16 protein-coding genes and 1 riboswitch are annotated in these 21,796 nt (G+C 38.4%); of the genes, 8 read left to right on the top strand and 8 right to left on the bottom strand.

From position 1 onward, the window contains the following. Positions 1-14: 14 nt before the first annotated feature. Both PP2015_RS07510 and PP2015_RS07505 read left to right on the top strand, forming a co-directional pair. Positions 15-1,166, top strand: coding sequence for a cupin domain-containing protein (locus PP2015_RS07510; protein ID WP_058029678.1), 1,152 nt, complete (start codon positions 15-17; stop codon positions 1,164-1,166). Positions 1,167-1,252: 86 nt separating this feature from the next. Further along, a complete protein-coding gene (locus PP2015_RS07505) occupies positions 1,253-1,711 on the top strand; it encodes a GNAT family N-acetyltransferase (RefSeq protein ID WP_058029677.1) in 459 nt (152 codons plus the stop codon). On the opposite strand, the gene PP2015_RS07500 is transcribed toward PP2015_RS07505, so the two are convergent. From PP2015_RS07500 to PP2015_RS07485, 4 genes are all read right to left on the bottom strand, one after another. Next, positions 1,695-2,126 (bottom strand): DUF4826 family protein, encoded by a 432-nt coding sequence (locus tag PP2015_RS07500; RefSeq protein WP_058029676.1) that lies wholly within the window; start codon positions 2,124-2,126, stop codon positions 1,695-1,697. The genes PP2015_RS07505 and PP2015_RS07500 overlap by 17 nt on opposite strands. Positions 2,127-2,204: 78 nt before the next feature. Beyond that, the gene (locus PP2015_RS07495) at positions 2,205-3,431 is read right to left on the bottom strand and encodes a lipoprotein-releasing ABC transporter permease subunit (protein ID WP_058029675.1); all 1,227 of its coding nucleotides are present in this window, start codon (positions 3,429-3,431) and stop codon (positions 2,205-2,207) included. Beyond that, a complete protein-coding gene (lolD, locus tag PP2015_RS07490) occupies positions 3,424-4,113 on the bottom strand; it encodes a lipoprotein-releasing ABC transporter ATP-binding protein LolD (RefSeq protein WP_058029674.1) in 690 nt (229 codons plus the stop codon). Before lolD ends, PP2015_RS07495 begins: the two co-directional genes overlap by 8 nt. Then, positions 4,106-5,317 (bottom strand): lipoprotein-releasing ABC transporter permease subunit, encoded by a 1,212-nt coding sequence (locus tag PP2015_RS07485; protein ID WP_058029673.1) that lies wholly within the window; start codon positions 5,315-5,317, stop codon positions 4,106-4,108. The genes lolD and PP2015_RS07485 overlap by 8 nt, the downstream gene beginning before the upstream one ends. A gap of 156 nt (positions 5,318-5,473) precedes the next feature. Here PP2015_RS07485 and PP2015_RS07480 point away from each other — a divergent pair, with 156 nt between their 5' ends. Both PP2015_RS07480 and PP2015_RS07475 read left to right on the top strand, forming a co-directional pair. Further along, the gene (locus tag PP2015_RS07480; RefSeq protein ID WP_058029672.1) at positions 5,474-7,126 is read left to right on the top strand and encodes a SulP family inorganic anion transporter; all 1,653 of its coding nucleotides are present in this window, start codon (positions 5,474-5,476) and stop codon (positions 7,124-7,126) included. A gap of 309 nt (positions 7,127-7,435) precedes the next feature. Next, positions 7,436-8,635 carry a DUF642 domain-containing protein gene (locus PP2015_RS07475; protein WP_058029671.1) on the top strand — a complete coding sequence of 400 codons (1,200 nt, stop codon included), beginning with the start codon at positions 7,436-7,438 and terminating at the stop codon, positions 8,633-8,635. Between the two features lie 632 nt (positions 8,636-9,267). On the opposite strand, the gene PP2015_RS07470 is transcribed toward PP2015_RS07475, so the two are convergent. From PP2015_RS07470 to nhaD, 3 genes are all read right to left on the bottom strand, one after another. After that, complete coding sequence (locus tag PP2015_RS07470; protein ID WP_058029670.1) at positions 9,268-10,590, bottom strand: sodium-dependent transporter; 1,323 nt, start codon at positions 10,588-10,590, stop codon at positions 9,268-9,270. A 538-nt stretch (positions 10,591-11,128) separates the two neighbouring features. Beyond that, on the bottom strand, positions 11,129-12,475 hold the full coding sequence (gene lysC / locus PP2015_RS07460) for a lysine-sensitive aspartokinase 3 (RefSeq protein ID WP_058029668.1): 1,347 nt from the start codon (positions 12,473-12,475) through the stop codon (positions 11,129-11,131). Between the two features lie 81 nt (positions 12,476-12,556). Next, positions 12,557-12,730, bottom strand: a riboswitch (Lysine riboswitch). A gap of 130 nt (positions 12,731-12,860) precedes the next feature. Next, a complete protein-coding gene (gene nhaD, locus PP2015_RS07455; protein ID WP_058029667.1) occupies positions 12,861-14,108 on the bottom strand; it encodes a sodium:proton antiporter NhaD in 1,248 nt (415 codons plus the stop codon). 148 nt (positions 14,109-14,256) lie between these two features. Between nhaD and PP2015_RS07450 the strand changes: the two genes are divergently transcribed. The 4 genes from PP2015_RS07450 to PP2015_RS07435 are packed head-to-tail and all read left to right on the top strand — an operon-like array spanning position 14,257 to position 19,451. Beyond that, on the top strand, positions 14,257-15,519 hold the full coding sequence (locus PP2015_RS07450; protein WP_058029666.1) for a hypothetical protein: 1,263 nt from the start codon (positions 14,257-14,259) through the stop codon (positions 15,517-15,519). After that, positions 15,506-16,057 (top strand): condensin complex protein MksE, encoded by a 552-nt coding sequence (locus PP2015_RS07445; protein WP_058029665.1) that lies wholly within the window; start codon positions 15,506-15,508, stop codon positions 16,055-16,057. The genes PP2015_RS07450 and PP2015_RS07445 overlap by 14 nt, the downstream gene beginning before the upstream one ends. Next, entirely contained in the window at positions 16,054-18,840 is a 2,787-nt protein-coding gene (locus PP2015_RS07440; RefSeq protein WP_058029664.1) for a coiled-coil domain-containing protein, read from the top strand. Before PP2015_RS07445 ends, PP2015_RS07440 begins: the two co-directional genes overlap by 4 nt. Before the next feature lie 59 nt (positions 18,841-18,899). Further along, positions 18,900-19,451: a DUF4136 domain-containing protein gene (locus tag PP2015_RS07435; protein ID WP_058029663.1), complete on the top strand. Its 552-nt coding sequence runs from the start codon at positions 18,900-18,902 to the stop codon at positions 19,449-19,451. A 78-nt stretch (positions 19,452-19,529) separates the two neighbouring features. Here PP2015_RS07435 and PP2015_RS07430 read toward each other — a convergent pair whose 3' ends face one another. Then, entirely contained in the window at positions 19,530-21,584 is a 2,055-nt protein-coding gene (locus PP2015_RS07430) for a S9 family peptidase (protein ID WP_058029662.1), read from the bottom strand. Positions 21,585-21,796: the final 212 nt, after the last annotated feature.

Below are 21,796 nucleotides of genomic sequence, written 5' to 3'. Positions count from 1 at the left end.
TTTATGGAAAAAATATGTTTGATTTAAAAATTAACGCATTAACTCACGCCGAATTTCTAAAAGAATATTGGCAAAAAAAGCCGTTATTAATCAAGGGTGGTTTTGCTAACTTCGAAGATCCGATTGAGCCTGAAGAGTTAGCGGGTCTTGCCATGGAAGATGACATTGAGTCTCGTCTTATCACAAACCATGACGAGAAATGGGAATCTCACCATGGCCCTTTCGAAGACTTTTCACTATTAACAGAAACTAATAGCACCCTACTTGTTCAAGCAGTTGACCATTGGCACCCTATTGCTGCTGAATTGTTAGAGCCATTTCGATTCATTCCTAACTGGCGGATCGATGACTTGATGATCAGCTATTCAACGCCCGGCGGCGGTGTTGGACCTCATCTTGATCAGTATGATGTGTTCATTATTCAAGGAGAAGGTAAAAGACATTGGCGAGTAGGCATGCCTGACGCAAATCTAAAAGAATTTGCACAAAATAAAAGCCTACTTCAAGTTGAACAATTTAATGCAATCATTGATGAAGTCCTTGAACCCGGTGATATTCTTTATATTCCGCCTGGATGCCCCCATGAAGGTTATGCTGTAGAGAATGCATTAAACTACTCTGTAGGCTTTAGAGCACCAGACACTAAAGATTTCTTAAGTAATTTTGCTGACTATTTGATTGATAATGAACTCGGGAAAACACGCTATTCTGACAAAACACTTATACTCAGAGAATCATGTGGTGAGCTCAAGAATGACGAAGTTGAGAAGATCCAAACCCTTATGCTCGATGCAATTAAAGACAAAGAAGTTATTAAGCAATGGCTTGCTGTTTATTTAAGTCAACCTAAACATGATATGGACTTGTTGCCACTGGATGAGCCTATCACATCAAATGAGCTAATTAACTACGTATCATCACAAGTAATTAACAGAGCTGGTGGGGTTAGAACATTTTACCAATTATTAGACGACTCATTACTTATCAGTGTGAATAATGAAACTTTCTCATTACCTGTCAGCATGTTAGATGCAACAAAATTACTAACAGATTTCAGCTATTTTGAAGCTGACGAAATTATTCCTTCAGTATCATGTTTGGAGTTTGCTGAAATGTTAACTAAGCTTATAAATGAAGGTTATTACTTTATCCAACAAGAAGAATAAGGTCTTGTATGTGCAAGCAAGCCTAACAACAAATTTGACAGAGTGCTTAGGCTTGCACATTTGATTTAAATCTTACTGGAGGAAACATGGTTTACCATGTCACTAAAGTTAATTGGTTTGAGCAACAAACATTATTAACTGAGCTCAGAGAAAAAGTTTTCGTTTATGAACTTAACTTACCTAAGAAAGTCGAGTTTGATGCGCTAGATAAAAAATCTGAGCATGCAATCATCTATGACGACACTAACACCCCAATTGGTACTGGCAGGCTATGCCCCAACGGACTAATCAGTCGAGTCGCAATTATTAGCCAACACCGTAACAAAGAAGCTTTCTATGCAATTTTAAATTATTTGGTTGTTATCGCCAAAGATAAAGGCTTGAATAATATCTACATTAACTCTGTACTTGATGAAGTACCAGCTTTTGTGGAATATGGTTTTTCAAAGAAAGGTGGTGTTTTTATGGAAGCCGGTATTCCAAGGCAGCAATTGTGCTGCCCTGTTAACGACTTTAATGCTGAGCCATTTACGATGCTACATTAGCCCACAATTGCTCATTCTCAAACAACTCATAAATACCATGCGCTCTATTCACAAGTAAATTGGCAAAATCAACTTGCGTTTGGTCAACTGGCTTATTTGCCATGATGTTATCTGCTTTAAGTTGCCACTGAAATGAAAAATGACGTAACACGTCTCTTGCACTTTCGGCAGCTCCAACCTGCACAGCGTCAGTGGGTAAACGACCTGTAATAACCCAATAAGTATTAGCATCGTTGCCTTTTATCTTCCAAATTGCACATAAAGGTGGAAGAATTCGACATTCCTTTTCTAAAATACTCACTGGTATTACACCTTTATCCGCTAAGAATTTCTGAGCATTAGCTAAACATTCTCTTTGCCATTGATTAAGTTGTTCTTCGTTCATTGGTACTTTTTGATTATTATTTTCTGTCATTTTACTTCCTATCTTTTTGCTAACTGTACGACTTTAGTCATCCAAGTCAACAGTTCCGGTATAAAGAGATAAATTTATCTAACCGTTTCCTAATACCTTTGCAGGATCAGTTTTTGTTGCTTGCCAAGCTGGATAAATACTGGCTAGAAGCGCGAGTACTAAGGTTACACTTAAAGTTATTGCAATATCGGTCCAAATTAATTTAGAAGGTAAAAACTCAACAAAATAGACCCCAGAAAGTGGGTTTTTGTCACTATCGTCATAAAACCAGACGAAAATCTCTGGTAGATATAATGAGATAACTACACCAAACGCACTACCGACTAAAGAGCCAAGTAGTGCATTTACAACACCCTTAAAAGCAAAAGTAGAAAAAATTGTGCTGTCTTTTGCACCCATTGTTTTTAGTATGGCGATATCCGATTGTTTGTCTTTTACTTCCATAACCATCGAAGATACAATGTTGAAACTAGCTACAGCAATGATCAATACCACTACCAAGAACACGATAGTTCGAACCATTTGAATATCCTGATACAAACTACCTTGAGTTCTAAACCAACTGTTTACATACACCAAGTCTGGTAAACTTCTGCCAGCTGACATTGCAATATTATGCGCTTCAAATACGTCCGTCACTTTTACCCTTAAGCTCGTCACTTGATCAGACTCCAAGTCAAGTGCAGTTTGTATAGAGCGAAGGCTGATTAGCGCTAATGACTGATCAACCGGACCACCCATGTTTACAAGTCCAGCCAAAGTTACATTTATACGTTTTGGCGCTGACAGTACTGTTTTAGCGTTTTTGTTAGCTATTAATAAAGTGAATTTGTCGCCAATAGATAAATTTAGATGCTTAGCAATTTGAGCACCTAAGATCACTTCATTTTGACCTAAATCATTTAGATTTAGTTGTTTTATAAACTCACCAACACCAGAAACATTTTCGTGAGAAGCAGTATCAATGCCTTTAATTTGTGCTGCTTTCAATTTTCCTTTAAATTGCACCATTCCAGTTACATTAATTTCCGGCGCTGCTGACAACACTCCTTGCTGATTTTCTAAAATCTTGACCTTTGAGTGCCACTCACTTATTGGTTCATATGGTGCATCATAAGTAACATGAGAAACAACAGATAGAAGCCGCTTCTCAAGCTGCTCTTCGAAACCATTTATAACCGACAAAGCTACAATTAAAACACTAACTCCTAATAAAACCCCAATTGTAGAGGCTTTATTTAAAAGTGAAGCAAAACCTGCTTGTCGTGTTTGACTAAAACGCTTAGATAAAAACAAACTAAGCATGGCTAACCTCAGTTAAAACACCATCATCCAACTGCACACTTCGACCTAGTTTTTCTGCAAGCTCTAAATCATGTGTGACGATGACAAAACTGGTTTGTAATTGTTGATTAAGCTCATTCAATAAGTCATAAATTTTTATAGCATTCTGTTTATCCAGATTACCTGTTGGCTCATCAGCCAATACCAAAGCTGGTTTAGTCACGAGCGCTCGGGCGATAGCAACACGTTGGCGTTCGCCACCTGATAATTCAGATGGCTTATGTTCAGCCCTATGCCCCAAGCCAACCTTTTCTAACATACTCAGCGCTTCTGTATGCGCTAAACTTGCTTTTTCTCCCTTTATTAAAAGTGGCATTGATACATTTTCTAACGCGGTAAATTCCATCAATAAATGATGAAATTGGTATATAAACCCCATATTTGCGTTTCTAAATTCGGCTTGCTGATTTCTTGATAGCTTTGCAACATTAACATTTTTAATTTTGGCATGACCCGTTGTTGCTTGATCGAGCGTACCTAAAATATGAAGTAATGTGCTTTTTCCTGACCCTGAACTACCCACGATTGAAAGCATTTGTCCCTGCTCTAACTGCAAGTTAACGCCTTTTAAGACTTCGACTTTATTTTTTCCATCTTGGTAAACCTTACCCAAATTTTGACAATCAATTACTAAATTACTCATATCTTAAAACCTCAGCAGGCATTACTTTCGCAGCTTGTTTAGCTGGATAAAGGGTAGCGACAAAACTTAATAAAATACTCAACGCAGCCATGATTATCAGGCCTGTTAACTCGAACTTGACAGGTAAAGTTAATCCGCCAAGTAATGACACACCAATTAAAGACATTACTTCATTGATATAATTTGCAAGCAATAAACCTGCAAATAAACCTAAGAGAGTACCTATGACTCCATTGTAAAGACCTTGAATCATAAACACTTTAGATATCATCGCAGGCGTAAACCCTATTGTTTGTAAAATAGCTACTTCGCCCTGTTTCTCTTTCACCATCATGGAAAGACCTGAAATAATATTAAAAATTGCGACTAAAACAATTAGTCCTAGCAACAAAGACATCACTCTTTTTTCCATAGCAACTGCGGCGAAAAGCGCACCTTGCTGCACTTGCCAATCGATAGCTTTTAAATTTGTTGTTTGTAGCGATGCAAACTCTTTATAAAAGTCGTCAAGAGAAAATGCATCATGAAGGGAAACACTGATATCTAATTCAGCTTCTGATTTTTTTCTCATTAATTTAGCAAGACTCTGGCCATCTGAAAAAGCTAGCTGAGTATCAGCTTCACTTTTAGAGTTGTAAATAATTGCAACCGTAAATAGTCTTTGTGCAGGGAGTCTCCCCATCGGTGAATAACTTGTAACTTCAGGCATTATTACTCTGATCTGACTACCTACTTGAACTTTTAAGCTGTTTGCCAAATAACGGCTGATCGCTAATTGATATTTACCTGATTGAAACTGTTTAATACTTCCTGATTCTATATGAGCTTCTAAAAGTGACACGCCTCCCTTAAACACACCTTGCAGCCTAACTCCTAAAAGCTCTTCATTTGTTTGTAATATGACATCTGAAGTAAGGTAAGGTTGAATACGCTTGACAGAGCTTAGCTCTGCTAACTGTTTTTTTATTTGGCCTGGTACTTCCAGTTTTCTTTCTGGCTTAAGTTGCACATGAGGGATCATATCAAGCATGGCACTTTTTAATGTCTGTTCAAAGCCATTCATTACTGAACTTACTGTAATCAAAGACATAAGTCCTAAAGCGATACCTGCAATTGAAAAAAAAGAAATGAATGAAATAAACGCATTTCCTTTGCTCGATTTAGCATATCGAAGCCCAACAAAAAGGCTAACTGGTTGAAACATATATAATAAATTCAACTTTCATTTTTCACATGCCTGCATACTATCACAAACTAACCATACAAATAAAAATACTAACTTGTAAAAAAGTTTGTAAATCCGATAGTTAAAAAGAAAATTTGGTGTAAAATGCGTGAAATCTCGCGGTATGGAAGTTCTATGTTATCTCTATCTCGATATAAGCATATGAATTTAAAGGGTGATTTATTTGGTGGTGTTACTACAGCCATAATATCTCTCCCGCTTGCCCTCGCCTTTGGTGTTGCTTCAGGAGCCGGTGCTGAAGCAGGTATGTGGGGTGCAATATTAGTCGGTCTTTTCGCTGCCTTATTTGGTGGTTCCACTTCCTTGATTTCTGAGCCAACTGGTCCAATGACGGTTATTATGACCGCAGTTCTGACGACTATGATGGCAAAATATCCTGAATCTGGCCTTGCTATGGGCTTTACAGTCGTCATGATGGCTGGCGCATTTCAAATTCTACTAGGAACTTTGAAGCTGGGTAAATACGTTACATTGATGCCTTACTCTGTGATTTCAGGATTTATGTCTGGTATTGGTGTGATCCTTATTATTTTGCAGCTTGCTCCTTTATTAGGTCATCAAGCGCCTGCTGGCGGTGTTACTGGCACGCTAGGTAAACTTCCAGAACTACTCTGGAATTTAAAATTCTCAGAGCTGTTACTCGGTTCAGCTACTTTGGCAATTTTATTTTATTTTCCTAAAAAATATCGTCAATATGTCCCAGCTCAATTAGTTGCACTCGTAGTGGTCACTTTAGTCTCTATCATTATCTTTGATATAGAAAGCATCCGTAGAATTGGTGAAATACCAAGCGGTTTACCGTCTATTGTCATTCCTACTTTCACTGCTGATCAATTTCAATCAATGGTTATTGACGCGTTAGTGCTAGGAACACTTGGCTGTATTGATACCCTTTTAACCGCAGTAATTGGCGACAGCTTAACTCGCACAGAGCATGATTCTGACAAAGAACTTAGAGGTCAAGGTATCGCAAACATGATTTCTGGCTTATTTGGTGCTTTACCAGGAGCAGGTGCGACAATGGGCACAGTGGTTAATATTCAAGTTGGTGCTCGCTCGCCATTGGCTGGTATTTTCAGAGCACTTATTTTGATGGCAGTTGTATTCGTAGCAGGTAGTTTAACTGAACCAATACCTCTTGCTGTTCTAGCTGGCATTGCAGTGTATGTTGGTATCAATATCCTTGATTGGAGCTTTATTCAAAGAGCACACAAATTGAGTATATCTCAAATGGCAATTATGTATGGTGTAATGCTATTAACAGTGTTTGTTGATTTGATTGCTGCGGTTGGTTTAGGTGTTTTTATCTCAAACATAATGATCATAGAAAGACTCAGCCGTGTTCAATCTGAACAAGTAAAAGCTATCAGTGATTCTGATGATGATGTACCAATGACTAATACAGAACAAACTCTGTTTGAAAAAGCAAATGGTCAATTACTTTACTTTTATCTATCAGGTCCAATGATTTTCAGTGTATCCAAAGCCATTGCTCGCCAACATCGTGATATTAGTAAATATAAAGCCATGGTACTTGATTTAAGTGATGTACCAATGCTTGATGTCACAGTAAGCCTTGCTCTAGAAAATGCAATATCGGACGCAATTGATGCAAATTGCACAGTCTTTATTTATTCTCCGAATAAAGATACTTCAGATCAGTTGCATCGTTTTCAAATAAAAGAAAAACTTGGCGCAGAAGCATTTTGCGACTCAAGATCCGATGCACTAGAACGTGCTCTTGAAATTATTAAGACTGCGAAATAACATTCCTTTTGCAAGAAGCACATATCTATACCATTGATTTATATGTGCTTCTTTGTTTTCTCTTTCAAATTTAAACCCTATCTCTAACATCCGACTTCTTGATTAAAGATAATTGGCATTATTGCTGCAGTATCTAATTGTAGAAAGATTGAACAGTTTATATGCACAATCAGTTACTACTGCGTAAATTGAATTATTGACTTAGATGTTTATTTATTGTTGACGGCTCGCTTTAAAAGTACGACAATAGGACTACTTTTTGCTTTCAAAGGTTTGTTGTAAGCAGTTTTAAACTTGGAGAACAACTATATGAAGTTATCTTTATTAGCAATGTCCACGCTTTTTGCTTCGCAAATTGCAATGGCAGACAACTTAATCACAAACGGCTCTTTTGAAGAAGATGTCATAAATGCAAGATGGACATTGCTAGACGAAGTTACTGGTTGGCAGAGAGAAGGTGCCAGGTTTGAAATCCAAACATCAAGCCTACGCATTATTGATGCACAAGATGGTAATCAATATATTGAATTAGACACAAGATCAAACCACAGTGTTTTTCAAAATATTGCTACTGAAGCTGGTAAAACATATGAAGTGTCTTTCTACTACTCAGCACGTGTACATGGTAACACCGAAACGAATAAAGTAGACGTTAAATGGAACGGCGAAACCGTTTTAAATCTTAATGCAGCACAAAGGGGTTGGCAGTCATTCACTTTATCTCTTGAAGCTGTATCAGACACATCTGAGATTCGTTTCTCTGGTGCAGGTACAAGTGATAGCTACGGTGGCTTTATCGATAACGTTGTTGTTACTGAAAAGCAAGCATGTAACACTGGTATTTTTGGCATTAATAACTACGGCGACTCAGAGACTGGTTATGTTTATAAGTTTGATCTTGAGTCTAAAACTTACAGTGTAGTTGCTGGCGCTCAAAATACTGCTTCAAACATTGCTAGCCATAATGGCAAGCTTTACTTTATGGAACAATTAGATTCAGGTACTAAAGCTTCTAAACTTTGGTCACTCGATCTTGAAACAGGCGCTCAAGTTGCTGAAGCTGACGCGACATCTTGGCCTATTTATCGCTCTGCAGTGAGTGCTGATGGTCAAACGCTACGCGCAACAAGTAAAACATATATGTATGACTACGATCTTCAAACTGGCGAGAAAACAGTTTTAGGTAAGATGCGTTATTCAGGTGACACATTCTCTCATGGTGATGTGGCTTACTCGACTGATAACAATACACTTTATGTCCTTACAGGCAAGTCTCTTTACACTATTGATGACAGCACTATGGAGCTTACGCTAATCGGCAATCACGGTATTAACTGGGCATCTGGTTTAGCAATTTCTGATGACGGTACTTTATATGTTTCAGGAAGAGTTTCAGGTGAAAATGCTAAGATTTACAGCGTAAACCCTCAAACAGCGGTTGCGACATATGTAATGGACGCACCAGAACATATTAATGACTTAACTTTTGTAGATAACTACTGTAATTAAGCATTCGATATATAAATAGCCAGTTAATACTGGCTATTTTTTTGCGCCAAATCTGCCTTAAACCGACTTAGTTAAATATCACGCTTAATCTTACGTTATTGATAAACATACGTGCGCTCTTATAGTTCCTTTCAATACCCCACGTATCGTGCAGTAAAAGGTTACAGATTACGCAGCAAAGTTCTGATTATCCTCAAAGGTTGGTAAATTACAACTCGAAGGTTTAACTTCAGCTTTTACCAAGAAACCTTTACTTTTTTATCTGCTAACAGCAGTTTGAACTCATGAAAACATGGTTAATTACCTGCATATAACTAATTAAATGAACTTTAAACTACTGAGTTAATTACAATCTATAGCGTAAAACTATTATCTTTAAGAGAGCTAGTTGAGTTTACACATCTATTTTGTGTAATTACAAACCGCTTTAATTAAGAGAGCCTCTGTTAATAAATTTGTTACCCACTACTTAGGTTGTTAAGGATTGGTCTTTATATTCTTAATTGTTTTGTTTAATAAATTAATAGACATAAAAAAGCCCCAACAAATGTCAGGGCTGAATTATAAATTTGTTTATGTGTAAGTGTTTTCTAATAAATACTATCTTGCTTAGTTTTGCTTAATCTTATGCCCTATTTCAAAGCCACATTCACAAACACTGCTGTCATTAATACTGGGCATACGAAGCGAACATATTGCGCAAAGTAATAATGGAAACCGCTGCTTGCCTCTAATAGCTTATTGCCTCTTTGCCACATCCAACCAACTGTTATGAAGTAAAATAACCCCATTAAAGGTAATTGGTATTGCGTGAATAGGCTTATCACTAAACCGAACATCCACTCGAAGTTGAGAATAATTAAACTAGAAGCGAACAATATTACTAAAGTCACCCATAAAGTCGCACTGCCTCTCTTCATGCCATGATTTTCAACTAAAAACGATACTGGTATCTCTGTAGAAGATATCGTTGAAGTCAAAGACGCAATTGACATTAATACAAAGAAGGTTAAACCAACAAACAAACCTATTTGTCCCATATTGGCAAATAATTCAGGCAGCACAGCAAAGATTAAGCGCCCTTCTCCAATCAATTTACCTTCATGGAATACTTCTACACCACTTTGCTGCGCCACAAATATTGCAGGAATAATTAAAAGTCCTGCCAAAAAGGCAACGCCGGTATCGAGTAATGCAACACTCGCTGTCAGCTTAGGGAGATTTTCATTCGGTTTTAAATAAGAGCCGTAAATCATCATACAACCCACACCCAATGAAAGAGAGAAGAATGCTTGACCCATTGCCGCGATGACCAAATCTGGATCAGTTACCTTTGAAAAGTCAGGTACCAAATAAGCCTTAAATCCTTCAGAAGCACCTTCTAATGTTGCCATATACGCTATTAGCGCCACTAATAAGATCAGCAACAATGGCATTAAACGCCTCGACCAAGCCTCAATGCCTGATTTTACGCCTTGAAGGATGATACTCGCTGTAAGTAATAACATCATTGGCGTAAAGATGAAGTTGCGTAACGTCGAATCACCTTTCAGAAATGCTGCAATCTCGTCAAAGCCTAATAAAGTCATAATTGGCTCAAGAGAAAATGCCAACATCCAACCCGCAACGATTGAATAGAAGCTAAGCATTATAATGGCACCAAACAAACCAATATAACCGGCAGTTGCACCGACTTTTGGGCTTTGCTCTTGCCATGCTTGTTTTAGTGCCTTAACAGGATTCGACTGAGCTTGGTGCCCTAAGTACAACTCTGTATATAGTGCAGGTAAAGCTAGAAGAAAAATTACAATGAAGTACACTAATAAAAATGCACCGCCTCCATGGTTTGCAGCTTGTGTAGGAAAACCCCAAATATTACCAAGCCCAACAGCTGCACCAGCAGCTGCTAAAACAAAGCCTAATCGACTTTGAAAGCCATCACGCAATTGAGCCATTTATACATCTATATGTTTATTATTGTTAACTGACGATTATACGCAACTGAGTAGATTTTGCTAATAGACTGCGTTTAATTACCACACGCAATTTGTAATAAGACTTAATAAATTTGCATAGAAAAGAAAAACTTTTGTAATCTGGTTTTGGTCAGTGTCGTTCAAAAGGAGTTCACAATGTTAATGCCAAAATTGGGCTTTCACTCGCTTTACTTCCTATATTTCCCGCTTTTGTACCCTGGCGCAATGTCAGTAATCGGCTATTTCATTACTCTAGTTGGGCTAATTGTCTGTGTAAGATACAGCCAAAATGCGCCGAAGTGCTTTTTGTTAGCTAGCACACTATCTATAGTTAATATTTTAATAATCAACGATACGTTACGTCTCATTGAGAATGAATCATCAATTACTTTGTCTGAGCAATTTATAGCAATCTCGATAGTATTTGTAATACTTGGGTATGGCATATATAAACAAAAAATCGGTCAAACTAGAACAGGATGACCGATTAGAATACTTGAAAATTGTGAGCTGGTTATCAGCAAGCTTCTAAAAGCTGTGCATGAATGGATTGAACAACCTCGTCTGATTCACCTTGTTCAACTAAGAAACATAAATTGTGCTTGCTTGCGCCATGGCAAATTAAACGAATGTTAAAGTCTTTAAGCACGTTCATAAAATTCACTTCGTGTTGACGAAGCTGGATCTCAGAACCTATTAGGGCAACCAAAGTCAGATTTGTCTCTACAGTTACATGACAGAATTCACTCAATTCTTCTAAACACGCTTGATCAAGTTCAGGTCTAGATGAACTCAATGCATTATCAAGTGTGATAGCAACACTGATCTCAGAAGTAGTGACCAAATCCACCGAGATATTATATTTACTTAAAATGGTAAAAATGCGTGCTAAAAAGCCACTCGCCAACAACATTTCTGGGCTTTTAAGTGTTAACAGTATTTGGTTCTTACGTTGTGTTACAGCTCTGATCCCAGCTTTAGATTCGGTTTCTTTTTCAATCCAAGTGCCACCGGCTTGCGGTTCGCGGCTAGAGCCAACAAAGACCGCAATACCACTACGACTTGCAGGTAAAATAGTTGCAGGGTGTAACACCTTTGCGCCAAAAGTAGCCATCTCAGCCGCTTCATCAAAGCTTAATCGTGCAATCGGTGACGCTTTTTTACACAAACGAGGATCTGTGCTGAATATGCCTACAACATCTGTCCATATCTGTACACTTTGTGCACCTATCGCTTCAGCCAGTAATGCGGCGCTATAGTCTGACCCCCCTCTGCCTAATGTGGTTGTCTGGCCATACGTATCACTGCCTATAAAACCTTGCGTTACTAAAACCTTGTCAGCAAGCTGTGGCATTAAATGCTGCTCTGCTGCATTTGCAGTTGCATTCACATCAGGCGTTGCTTTACCAAACTGATTATCAGTTTTAAGTACTTGACGCACATCAAACCTATCAGCAGCAACGCCGAGGTTACGTAATACTTGAGTGAAAAGAAAAGAAGATAGTCGCTCACCGAAACTAAGCATTTCATCGCATTGCTGTGCACTTAACGCTGGTAGCTCAGCAAGTTGTTCAAACTCGCTAATTGTTTGAGAAAAGTCTGTTGCTAAGTCTGCATCTAGTGTCAGTTTTTCTAAAATGGCATCCTGGATATCAAGTACAGCTTTAACCAGTGATTTACGCTCTGCTAAATCAGCCTTTTGCTGAGTTAATGTCACTAAGTGATTAGTAACACCTGCACTGGCACTCACTACTACAATACGTACTTGATTATCATCATGAATAATTTGTGCACAGCGATGCATTGCTTCAAAATTAGCGACACTTGTACCACCAAACTTAGCAACTGTGAACTGGGAAGTCATTTTATCTCCTTTATGAACACTGTGTGTTCAACATCAATAAGGAGAACTCGGCAAGAATATACGGATAGAATTGATATGCTCATTGCCAGAAGCTCTCCACCATAAATCGGTGACAGTTCCGAGGATTCAGCCTCGTAAACCGAAAAATAACAGCGACGTACTGATATTCTTCTCGGCGAACACTTCCCTCACTGACTGTCATCGGTATTCGTCACCTCAAACCAGCTACCTAAGTTTCGCGCCTCTTCTGTTTATTTTGCGTAATCTAAGCTGAACTCAGGCAAAATAAAACCCGCGCAAACGCAAGTTTGTGCGGGTTTTTAAAAAGTAACTTTTAGACGTCTAGGTGTCAAGTACTGTTTTAACTAATTTGTACTTAAAGCTTCTAAATCATCATGCCTGCGTAATAAGCACCTACATAACCTACTGAATAAGCAATGAGTAGATAAAAGAACATACGTAAGTAGCTAACAAATGTCAGTGCTTTAACCTTGTTCATCGCGATTATACCCGCAGCAGAACCGATAATCAGCATAGAACCGCCGACACCCGTTGCATAGGTAAACATCAGCCACTGCTGTGTAGACATAGTGATATCGGCTTTTAAAAGCGCCGCAGTTAAAGGCACGTTATCAACCGCTGCAGACATAATACCAACAATGTAGTTTGCATATTCGGGTTTTAGATAGTCATACAACTGAGTAAATTTAACCAAGAAACCCACTTCTTTTAGTGCGCCTACTACAAGTAAGATACCAACGAAGAACAGCAGCGTGTCATATTCGATTTCACGAATATAGTCGATAATTTTACGGTTTACGTCTTTTTTGCGCATTAAGAACTGAGCAACTAAGAACATCAGTGACAAACCAAATAACATGGTTAATAAAGGTGGCACTTGATATTCAACACTCAAAAATAAAGTAGAAAAAACCGTTAATGCAAAAATACACGCTATTGTTACATCCGTTTTCTCAATACGACGTGTTTGTTCTTTTTCAAATACAATCGTTTCATTCATGCCAAATGACAGCAATGTAGCCAACACGATTACGCTCACAATTGCTGGCGCCACAAGCAATAATAAGTCTGGAATGGTTACTTTATCGGCAAGAAATATCATAAGTGTTGTCACATCGCCTGTGATCAATGATACTCCCCCTGAGTTGACACTAAATATGATTAAAGTTGCATATTTTATAAGCTTCTTAGGGTCTAATTTCAACGACATAACTACAGCCAATGAAATAAGCGTTGCTGTAATATTGTCTGAAATTGACGAAAATACAAAAGCGGCAATGCCCACCAGGAACATGAGTTTACGTTCGGTGATTTGTGATGGCATGACACGGTGCACGATGTTTTGTATAAAGCCTTTAGAGTTTAGGTAAGCGACGAAAGTCATGGTGGCCATTAAAAATAGCCACAAGGTTGCTATCTCTAATATGTTGTGGTTTAGCTCATGTTGTACATTTTCTGGGCTTTGACCATGTATCGGAGAGATAAAGGCGATAATCCAACATAAAGTACCAAAAAAAAGTGTAGTTTTGGCCTTGTTTACATGGATTATATCCTCTATAACGATGAGCACAAAAGCTATCGCTATCAGTGTTAGGATTATAGTAGTAACCATAATGCGTAAACAACCTGTGTTTAAATATTAACAAAATTGGTGGGTAACGTAAGTCGGCGCAGATTCTAGCATTATAGGTACATGTAAGCTATCAATATAAGTATAAAATACGGTCTTTTTTCACAAAAAAGACACAAAGTGGAAAAATATGATCCCAGCGAAGAAAGTTTTAAATACGCTCACTGAACACTGGTCTGTTATTGAGCTTTTGTTTAAACGTTTCAAAATGACTGACTTCAGCATTAAAGACGTTCAAAACATCATAAAAAACAAAAATCCTCATTGGAAAAGTGACAAAATATTCAAGGAAACTAATAAATTATTAAATCAGGAAATAATCATACCACTGGCTAAATCGTCACAATTAGAAATAAACAGAGCGATTGCAGAGTTCATCAGTTTTTTATTGCAAGAAGAAGATTTAGGACTCGCAGCTGAAATAACGGTTTTGGTTTCTGATCTGGAACGTCTCGGTAATCGTCTTGCACAATCAGGTGAAGACGCTGACTTTACTGAACTACGACGTTTTAGCCGTATCATGGACGAACGTGTGCGTAAAATCGTTAAGTTGTTTAATCACAATGAAAACGCCATCTTTAACATTGTAGAGCAAGCAAAATCTGATACCAGCCATGTTTCACTTCAAAAGCGTTATAAAGCCGTGATAGAAGCATTCGACGAATATATCGAGCCTATGCTGGAAATGGTCGATATTCGAGGTGATTTTCACCGCTGCTTTAGCCGCATAGAAATGCAAATTAGTGCTCAGATAGAACATATTGAACTCTTTGGCCGTGGCAGTATTGATAAGCGCATGCTCGAACAACTTCGTACTCGTATTCTTGATATGCACCTAATTGGTCGAGAAAGTCTGCGTAAGAGTGCTGATATGCTAATGCCACTACGAGAAGAACTGCGCCGTAACAATCTGATCACGCGACAAGCATCTAAAGTATTAGGTCTTATTCGTAAAAACGGCGTTGATCGTACATTAAGTGCCGTACAGCCTGAGTTTGTCTCTGATATTCAACGTTTTTCATTAGGCCAGCAACGCCACATGGTCGCTTATATGGCAAGCCTAGTAGAGTTTGAGCATGACGAATACGAACTCCCCGACCAAAACGACGTACCAGCTTATCAAAGCCCAAACATTCCAGATTACAATAATGTAAGAACAACTTTCGCAAAAACAGGCAAAAAACGAACGGCGATTTTAGGTTTCTTATCTGAACAGTATCCAGATCTCGAAGCTGATGAAATGCTTTTTTTATATCAAAAGTTAATCAACGATACAGATCTCGAATTACAACAAGACGAACAACGCACAAGCGTGTCTATTTCAGGACAGACATTCAAACTGTATCCTTTTAATGCCGCCAACAAGCAAGAACAAGAAAATGACAAACATTAATTTAACTGATTTATCAGAATTACAAGCCATCAATAAAAAATTGGTTAGCGGGTATCACATCAGTGAACAAGACACCACCTTATGGCAGCAACTAGACCAAAACATTGATGCTTACCAAGCCTTATTTACTGCGCTTGGTCACGACCTTATACATGATGCCAGGGGCTTTTATTATTTAGGTAGTGACGAGAGCACGCCAAACATGGGGAAGATTTCTCGTGCCATTGCATTAACTATTTATATTCTTATTGAGCATTATGCTAACCAAGGCAAAGATCCCCTTCGAGCTCTCTTTGATAGCACCGCTGACTTAGAGCTGATGCAAACACTGGTACAAATGAATAAACACCTGTTTGATCAACTCGAAATCTTTTCCGGGTCAGAGCTTCGTAAAGACGTGTATTTACGTATGGTACGTTTAGGTTTGGCTAAAGAAGTTGAACAAGGCTTTGTATTACTCGCGCCAATTTATAGATATATAGATGCATTGATGGAAGTAAATGACAACAACTTTGACGAACTCGAGGAAGAAGTATGAGTAAGTTATATGGATTAAGTAAGCTTGCACTGTTGAATACAGCAGGCTATGCAAAATGTGTGATCCCGCTAAATAAGAGTGCCTCTATTTGTGCGCCAAACAATACGGGTAAAAGCTCGGTGATTAATGCGCTGCAATTTCCGTTGATCAACGACCTGCGTTTAACTGAATGGGATGGTCACGATTTAGAAGAAACACGTAAATTCTACTTCTCAAGCGATCAAAGTTATATTTTACTTGAAGCCAATCTACCCCATGGTGATGTCGTCATCGGTGTTGCAGGTTTAGGCAAGATTGCAGGTTATGCCCACCAGTTTTTTTGCTACCCAGGAAAGCTTGATTTAAATGACTTCACGCAAGACAAAAGCATCATTAAATATACCAAGCTTTTTAATCACCTTGAGAGCAAAGGTAAAAAAGCGGTCGAGTTAAAAGCACAAGAGCTAAATGCCCTACTCATTGGTGGCGCAACGCAATTTGATGGTGATATTAATCTAAAAATGATCCCATTAAATAACGTACAAGATGCGTCTATTTACAAAGAGATTTTCAGACGAATTTTGAACTTGCATAAATTAGGCGCACAAGACGTAAAACGCTTTATGCTGCGTGTATTTGAACGCCACATGTCAAACTCAAAAGTCGACTTTTATGAAGTATGGCGTCGTGCTTTTGATAAAGTAAACCACTCTCGTCGCGAACTCGCAGCCCTTGAGTCGATGCAAGAGCCCATTGCTGCCCTTGAACAAATGCTTGATAGCGAGAGTGGCATAAAAGGTAAACTTGCCGCTTACGCACCTAAAATTGATATGGCACTGGTGGAATTTGCCGATTATCAAGAATCACAAATGAGTGAGCTTGAAGCTCAATTAGAAGATATAGAGCAAGAAAAACACGACTTTGAACAAAAGCAACAGCTTTATTTACAACAGTCTGGCGATATTGCCCGTCGACAAGCGCAAATTGAACAGTGGTTTATTGACTACTCGGCCCTAAAAACTGAGTTTGAATTAACCAATCACGCGACCTTAAAAACTAATCTGCAATTATTGAAAAAAGAATATGAGCAGTTGTCGTTTTCTATAAATAGCGCCCAAGGGCAAAGCTTGCATACCCTTGATTATCGTATTAACGAAAACAACAAACAGATCAAGAGCCTCAAGCTGCAACTTAAAAACCTTGAGTTCAATTTATTTACTCGTATGCGTGAAGATCTGTCTCTTAAAGAAGTCGAAGAAATTTCTCGTATCTTGAATCCAGATATTCTGAGCTTTGCGACGACTAGCCAAGGTGAAGTTGACATTCATGATGAAGACGCTTTCGGTGAGTTCTTAGCTAACTTATCAAACAGCGTAAAAGGTGGTGAATTAAAACTGCCTGGTGCAACCATTAAGCTGAAAAAGCTAAGCCCTGTGCAAATGCAAAGTGGCGAGAACAAAGCACAATTAAAAGCGCAGTTAGAATCATTACAGCAATCATTAGTCGAACTCAAACAACAACGTGAAGTTGCAGCAAACGTAGTTCAAAAGCAGCAAGAGCGTGATGCCTTATATGACGAGCTGATGGCATTAGAAGCAACGTTAAAACGCTTCGAGCAATACCAAACGATGCTGCAATCTGTTGAAGCGCAATCATTACTCAAAGACCAATTAGACGCTGAGCGCGAGCAAGTAGACAGCTATCTTCAAGATATTCAACGCAACGCCAGCTCAATCTCAGATAGACGTTCAATTATTTTATCGAAGCAAGACTTAATTAAACGTCAAGGGGACCGTTTAAAACAGGTTAAATCTGAGCGTATTGATCACACACTAGACATAGTGAGCGAGCAACAAACGCCTTACCCTGTTGAGATCAATCTCGATTTCGATAACTTGGCTGATGTGATCCACCAGTTCAATAAAGATTGCCATGAGCTGCGTAACCTTGCTGTAAACGTGCGTAATACCTATTTGCATATTTACAATGCTGGAATCACAAAGTTTGATAATGAATCTGATGAATTTACTAAGTATCAGAAACTTATCAGCGCATATCATAATATTGACAATGAACGTGACGCGGTTGAGAAACAAGCGCGTGTTGCCCTGACTGAAGTTGCTGCAACCATTAAAGGCCTTCGTGAAGATTTAGATCGTTTACGTCGTGAAATGAACAGCTTTAACAAAGGCATCAGTCAGCATAGGATCTCAAACTTACAAGCGTTTAAGATCAACGTGATCCCTCGTAAAATGCTAGTAGACTCTATCGATACGATTATCAGCACGTCTGACAGCTATGAAAAAGGTGACAATCTTGATTTATTGAGTGAATCACCAACTGATGAAAAGGCAGTAAATGCTGCAAAAGATCATTTAATCAAGCTTGCCAGTGAAAAAGCTGGTTTAACGCTTACCGATCTATTCGACATTCGTTTTGAAGTGATCAATCGCGCTGGTGAAACTGAACATTTCGATAAAATCGATTCTGCTGGTTCTAACGGAACACGTATTACAATCAAGCTGTTATGTGGTATGTTGTTCATTCGTTATCTATTATCAGATCAGGAACAGACTTTATATCGTATTCCTATCTATATAGATGAAGCGGCAGATATTGACCCGCAAAACCAAAAAGCCATTATAGAAACCGCATTGAGTTTCGGCTTTGTACCAATTTTTGCTTCGGTTAAACCGCAAATCAGTTGTGACTACTTAGTGCCAATCCGTAGTGTAAAAGATGGCAGTCAGAACTGGGTTGACGAAAAAGATTGGATTGAAGTGGAACATTCTGAGGCTAGTTAGGTCTCAGAAAGCGAATGACATTATCAACTGGGATGAAAGCCAGAAACTAGGAGAACGCTATGTTAAAGCATTTATTAATTGCAGTATTGCTCACGCTCGTTGCGGCTTGTGGTAGCACACCGGATTGGGATTATGATACCTCTGTTAAGTTTGCTAACTACAAAACATTTGCATGGTCAGAACATGCGGATATTAAAAATCACGGCAGTGACTATCAGATTAACGACTTAATGGAAAAGCGTATTCGTAAAGCCATTGTTGAAAATTTAGCTGCACAAGGCTTCAAGTTTGTTGAGGCGAAAAACGCGGATATATTAGTAAACTATCATGCATCTGTTGATCAAAAACTGGAATCAGACACAATGCAAACCACCTACTCTGCACGTTGGAATTACTGGGGTTGGGGTTATCAAACTCAAACTACAACGCGTGAATATGATGTAGGCACACTCGTAGTTGATATTGTAGACGCTAAATCAAATCAACTTATTTGGCGTGGTGCGAAAGAGGGTCGTTTACGTAAAAAACAAACACCAGAGCAACGCACTGAAGCGATAAATAAAACCATAGCTGAGATTTTAAAGAACTTTCCACCTAAAGCTCTGTATTAATAAGTACAACACAACCATTTTAATAAAAAAGCCAGCTATGCTGGCTTTTTTATTGTCCATATTAAAATAAACAGTCACTTACTCAACATCAGTTTTATACCTCTCAAACCACGCCAGAATATTCCCGACCTTTTGAATTAAGTTACTTGGTCTGGCAGCGATACCATGGGATGCTTTTGGTATTCTTACCATTGCTGAATCAACTCCTCGAAGCTGAAGCGCTTGATAATATTGCTCTGTTTCACTCATCGGTGTTCTATAATCTACTTCACCCGTCAACAACATGGTTGGCGTGTTCACATTCCCTACTAACGATAGAGGTGAATGTTTCCATAGATGGTCTGCCTGGTCCCAGGGCATACCTGGCATCCAATATTCTGCAAAGTAAGGGTATGCATCAGCTGTCAAAGCAAAACTCAACCAATTGATAACTGGCTTAGCAACAACCGCAGCTTTGAATCTGTCTGTGTTGCCTATCATCCATGCTGTTAAAACACCACCACCAGAACCACCCGTTACGAATAAGTTATTCTTATCAATAAACTCTTTTCGAACCATGCCGTCAACAACATCCATTAAGTCATTATGATCTTCAGATGGATATTTATGGTGAATTAAGTTTGCGAAGTCTTCACCATATGAAGTACTTCCTCTTGGATTTGACCACACAACCACATAGCCTTTTGCTGCCATTAATTGCACCTCTGTACTAAAGTTTGGACCGTATGCAGTGTGAGGACCACCATGGATCTCTAGAATTAATGGGTATTTTTTACTACTGTCAAAATAAGGCGGTAATGCATACCAAGCTTGTATTTCACGACCGTCAACAGACGATTTAACCGTTAAAGCTTTAATGTTGGCTGTTTTTTTGTGACCCAGTAAATCCTCGTTTAAATTCGTGAGTTTTGTAACTTTTCCACGTTTAGAAAGCAACGCAAGGTCTGCGGGTCTATTTGTATTAGCTTGTGTAAAAACAAGCTGATTATCATTAGTTATAGCGAACTCACCAGAAGTGTAAGGCCGCCCTAAAGATTGACCACCTAATTGTGCCAATTTAGTCTTTATTTTTCCTTTAATGGACACATAACCAATATATTTCTGACCATGGTCATCGTAACTAAAGTAGACTCCTTTGCCTTTACTATCCCACTTTGGAGAGTTAATTGGCCTATCTAAAGATTTTGTTAAATTTTTTTGCCTTGTACCATCTATATTCATGATGAATATATCGTAATTTTGACTCGACATTTTTTTATCATTAAAACCGAGAAAAGCAACGCGCTTGCCGTCAGGGCTTATTAAAGGACGTGCCTCCGGTCCTGGTTTAGATGTGATATTAACTGTCTCACCAGTGTCGATGTTGATTCGATAAATATCAGACTCTCTCGACCTAGATTGCCAATCTTCATGCCTATCAGCTGAGAAAAGGATATTTTTACTGTCAGGTGTCCAGCTTAACATGCCTCCGTGATTATATTGACCCTTTGATATTTGTCGTACTGTGCCACCTTCTGAAGGCACAACAAATATATGTCTATTACCCTTTGGTAATATGCCTACGCCATCGCCTCTATAGCGTTTCTGATCAATATAAGTTGCTGTACCAGCCCATTTTGCACCTTTTGGCTGCTTTGGCATCTCATTGAAAATACCTTTGGAGGGCATTTTTTTAAACATTGAAAAAGCAATCCACTGTCCATTTGGGGACCAGCTAATATTGCTAATACCACTTTGAACCTCTGAAACTCTAGCTATATCACCTGTGTCTAACCATTTCACATAGAGCTGGTTATCTCCTTCTGAGTTGCTGACATAAGCAACACGTTTACCATCAGGAGAAAATTCTAAAGATCTATATTGAGATTTACCTGATAAAAAAGGCCTATGAGACCCATCTTTTATATCGAGTGACCATAAGTTAGTTCTGATCCCATCGCTCATGATATCCATTGCACGGCGTTCATATATAATCAAACTGTTATCAGGGCTCGCTTTAGGTGACGCTGCATACTCAATATTAAATACGTCTTCATATTGCCACACTGACTTATCATCTGTTTTAGCTGACATTTCAATGCTAAATGTACTTGCTAAAAGAAGTGTCACTGGAAGTGTGATTCTTGACTGCATTTCAATTCCTTAAATTAACATCTCAAATAATTTGTCTTGCTTCATACGTATATCACAAAACGTAATCGCTAAATGAATATACTTCATTGCATTTTGCAATTAGAACGATAGACTCAACAAATACAATTGATAACTAATATCATTTGGAAAATTAGTTACATATTTTTACTTTTTATAGGTGAAAATAAAAATGTTACAATATAACATAATGA

The sequence above is a fragment of the Pseudoalteromonas phenolica genome (assembly GCF_001444405.1).
Classification (GTDB): Bacteria; Pseudomonadota; Gammaproteobacteria; order Enterobacterales; family Alteromonadaceae; genus Pseudoalteromonas; species Pseudoalteromonas phenolica.
This window is presented reverse-complemented; position numbering and strand designations above follow the sequence as displayed.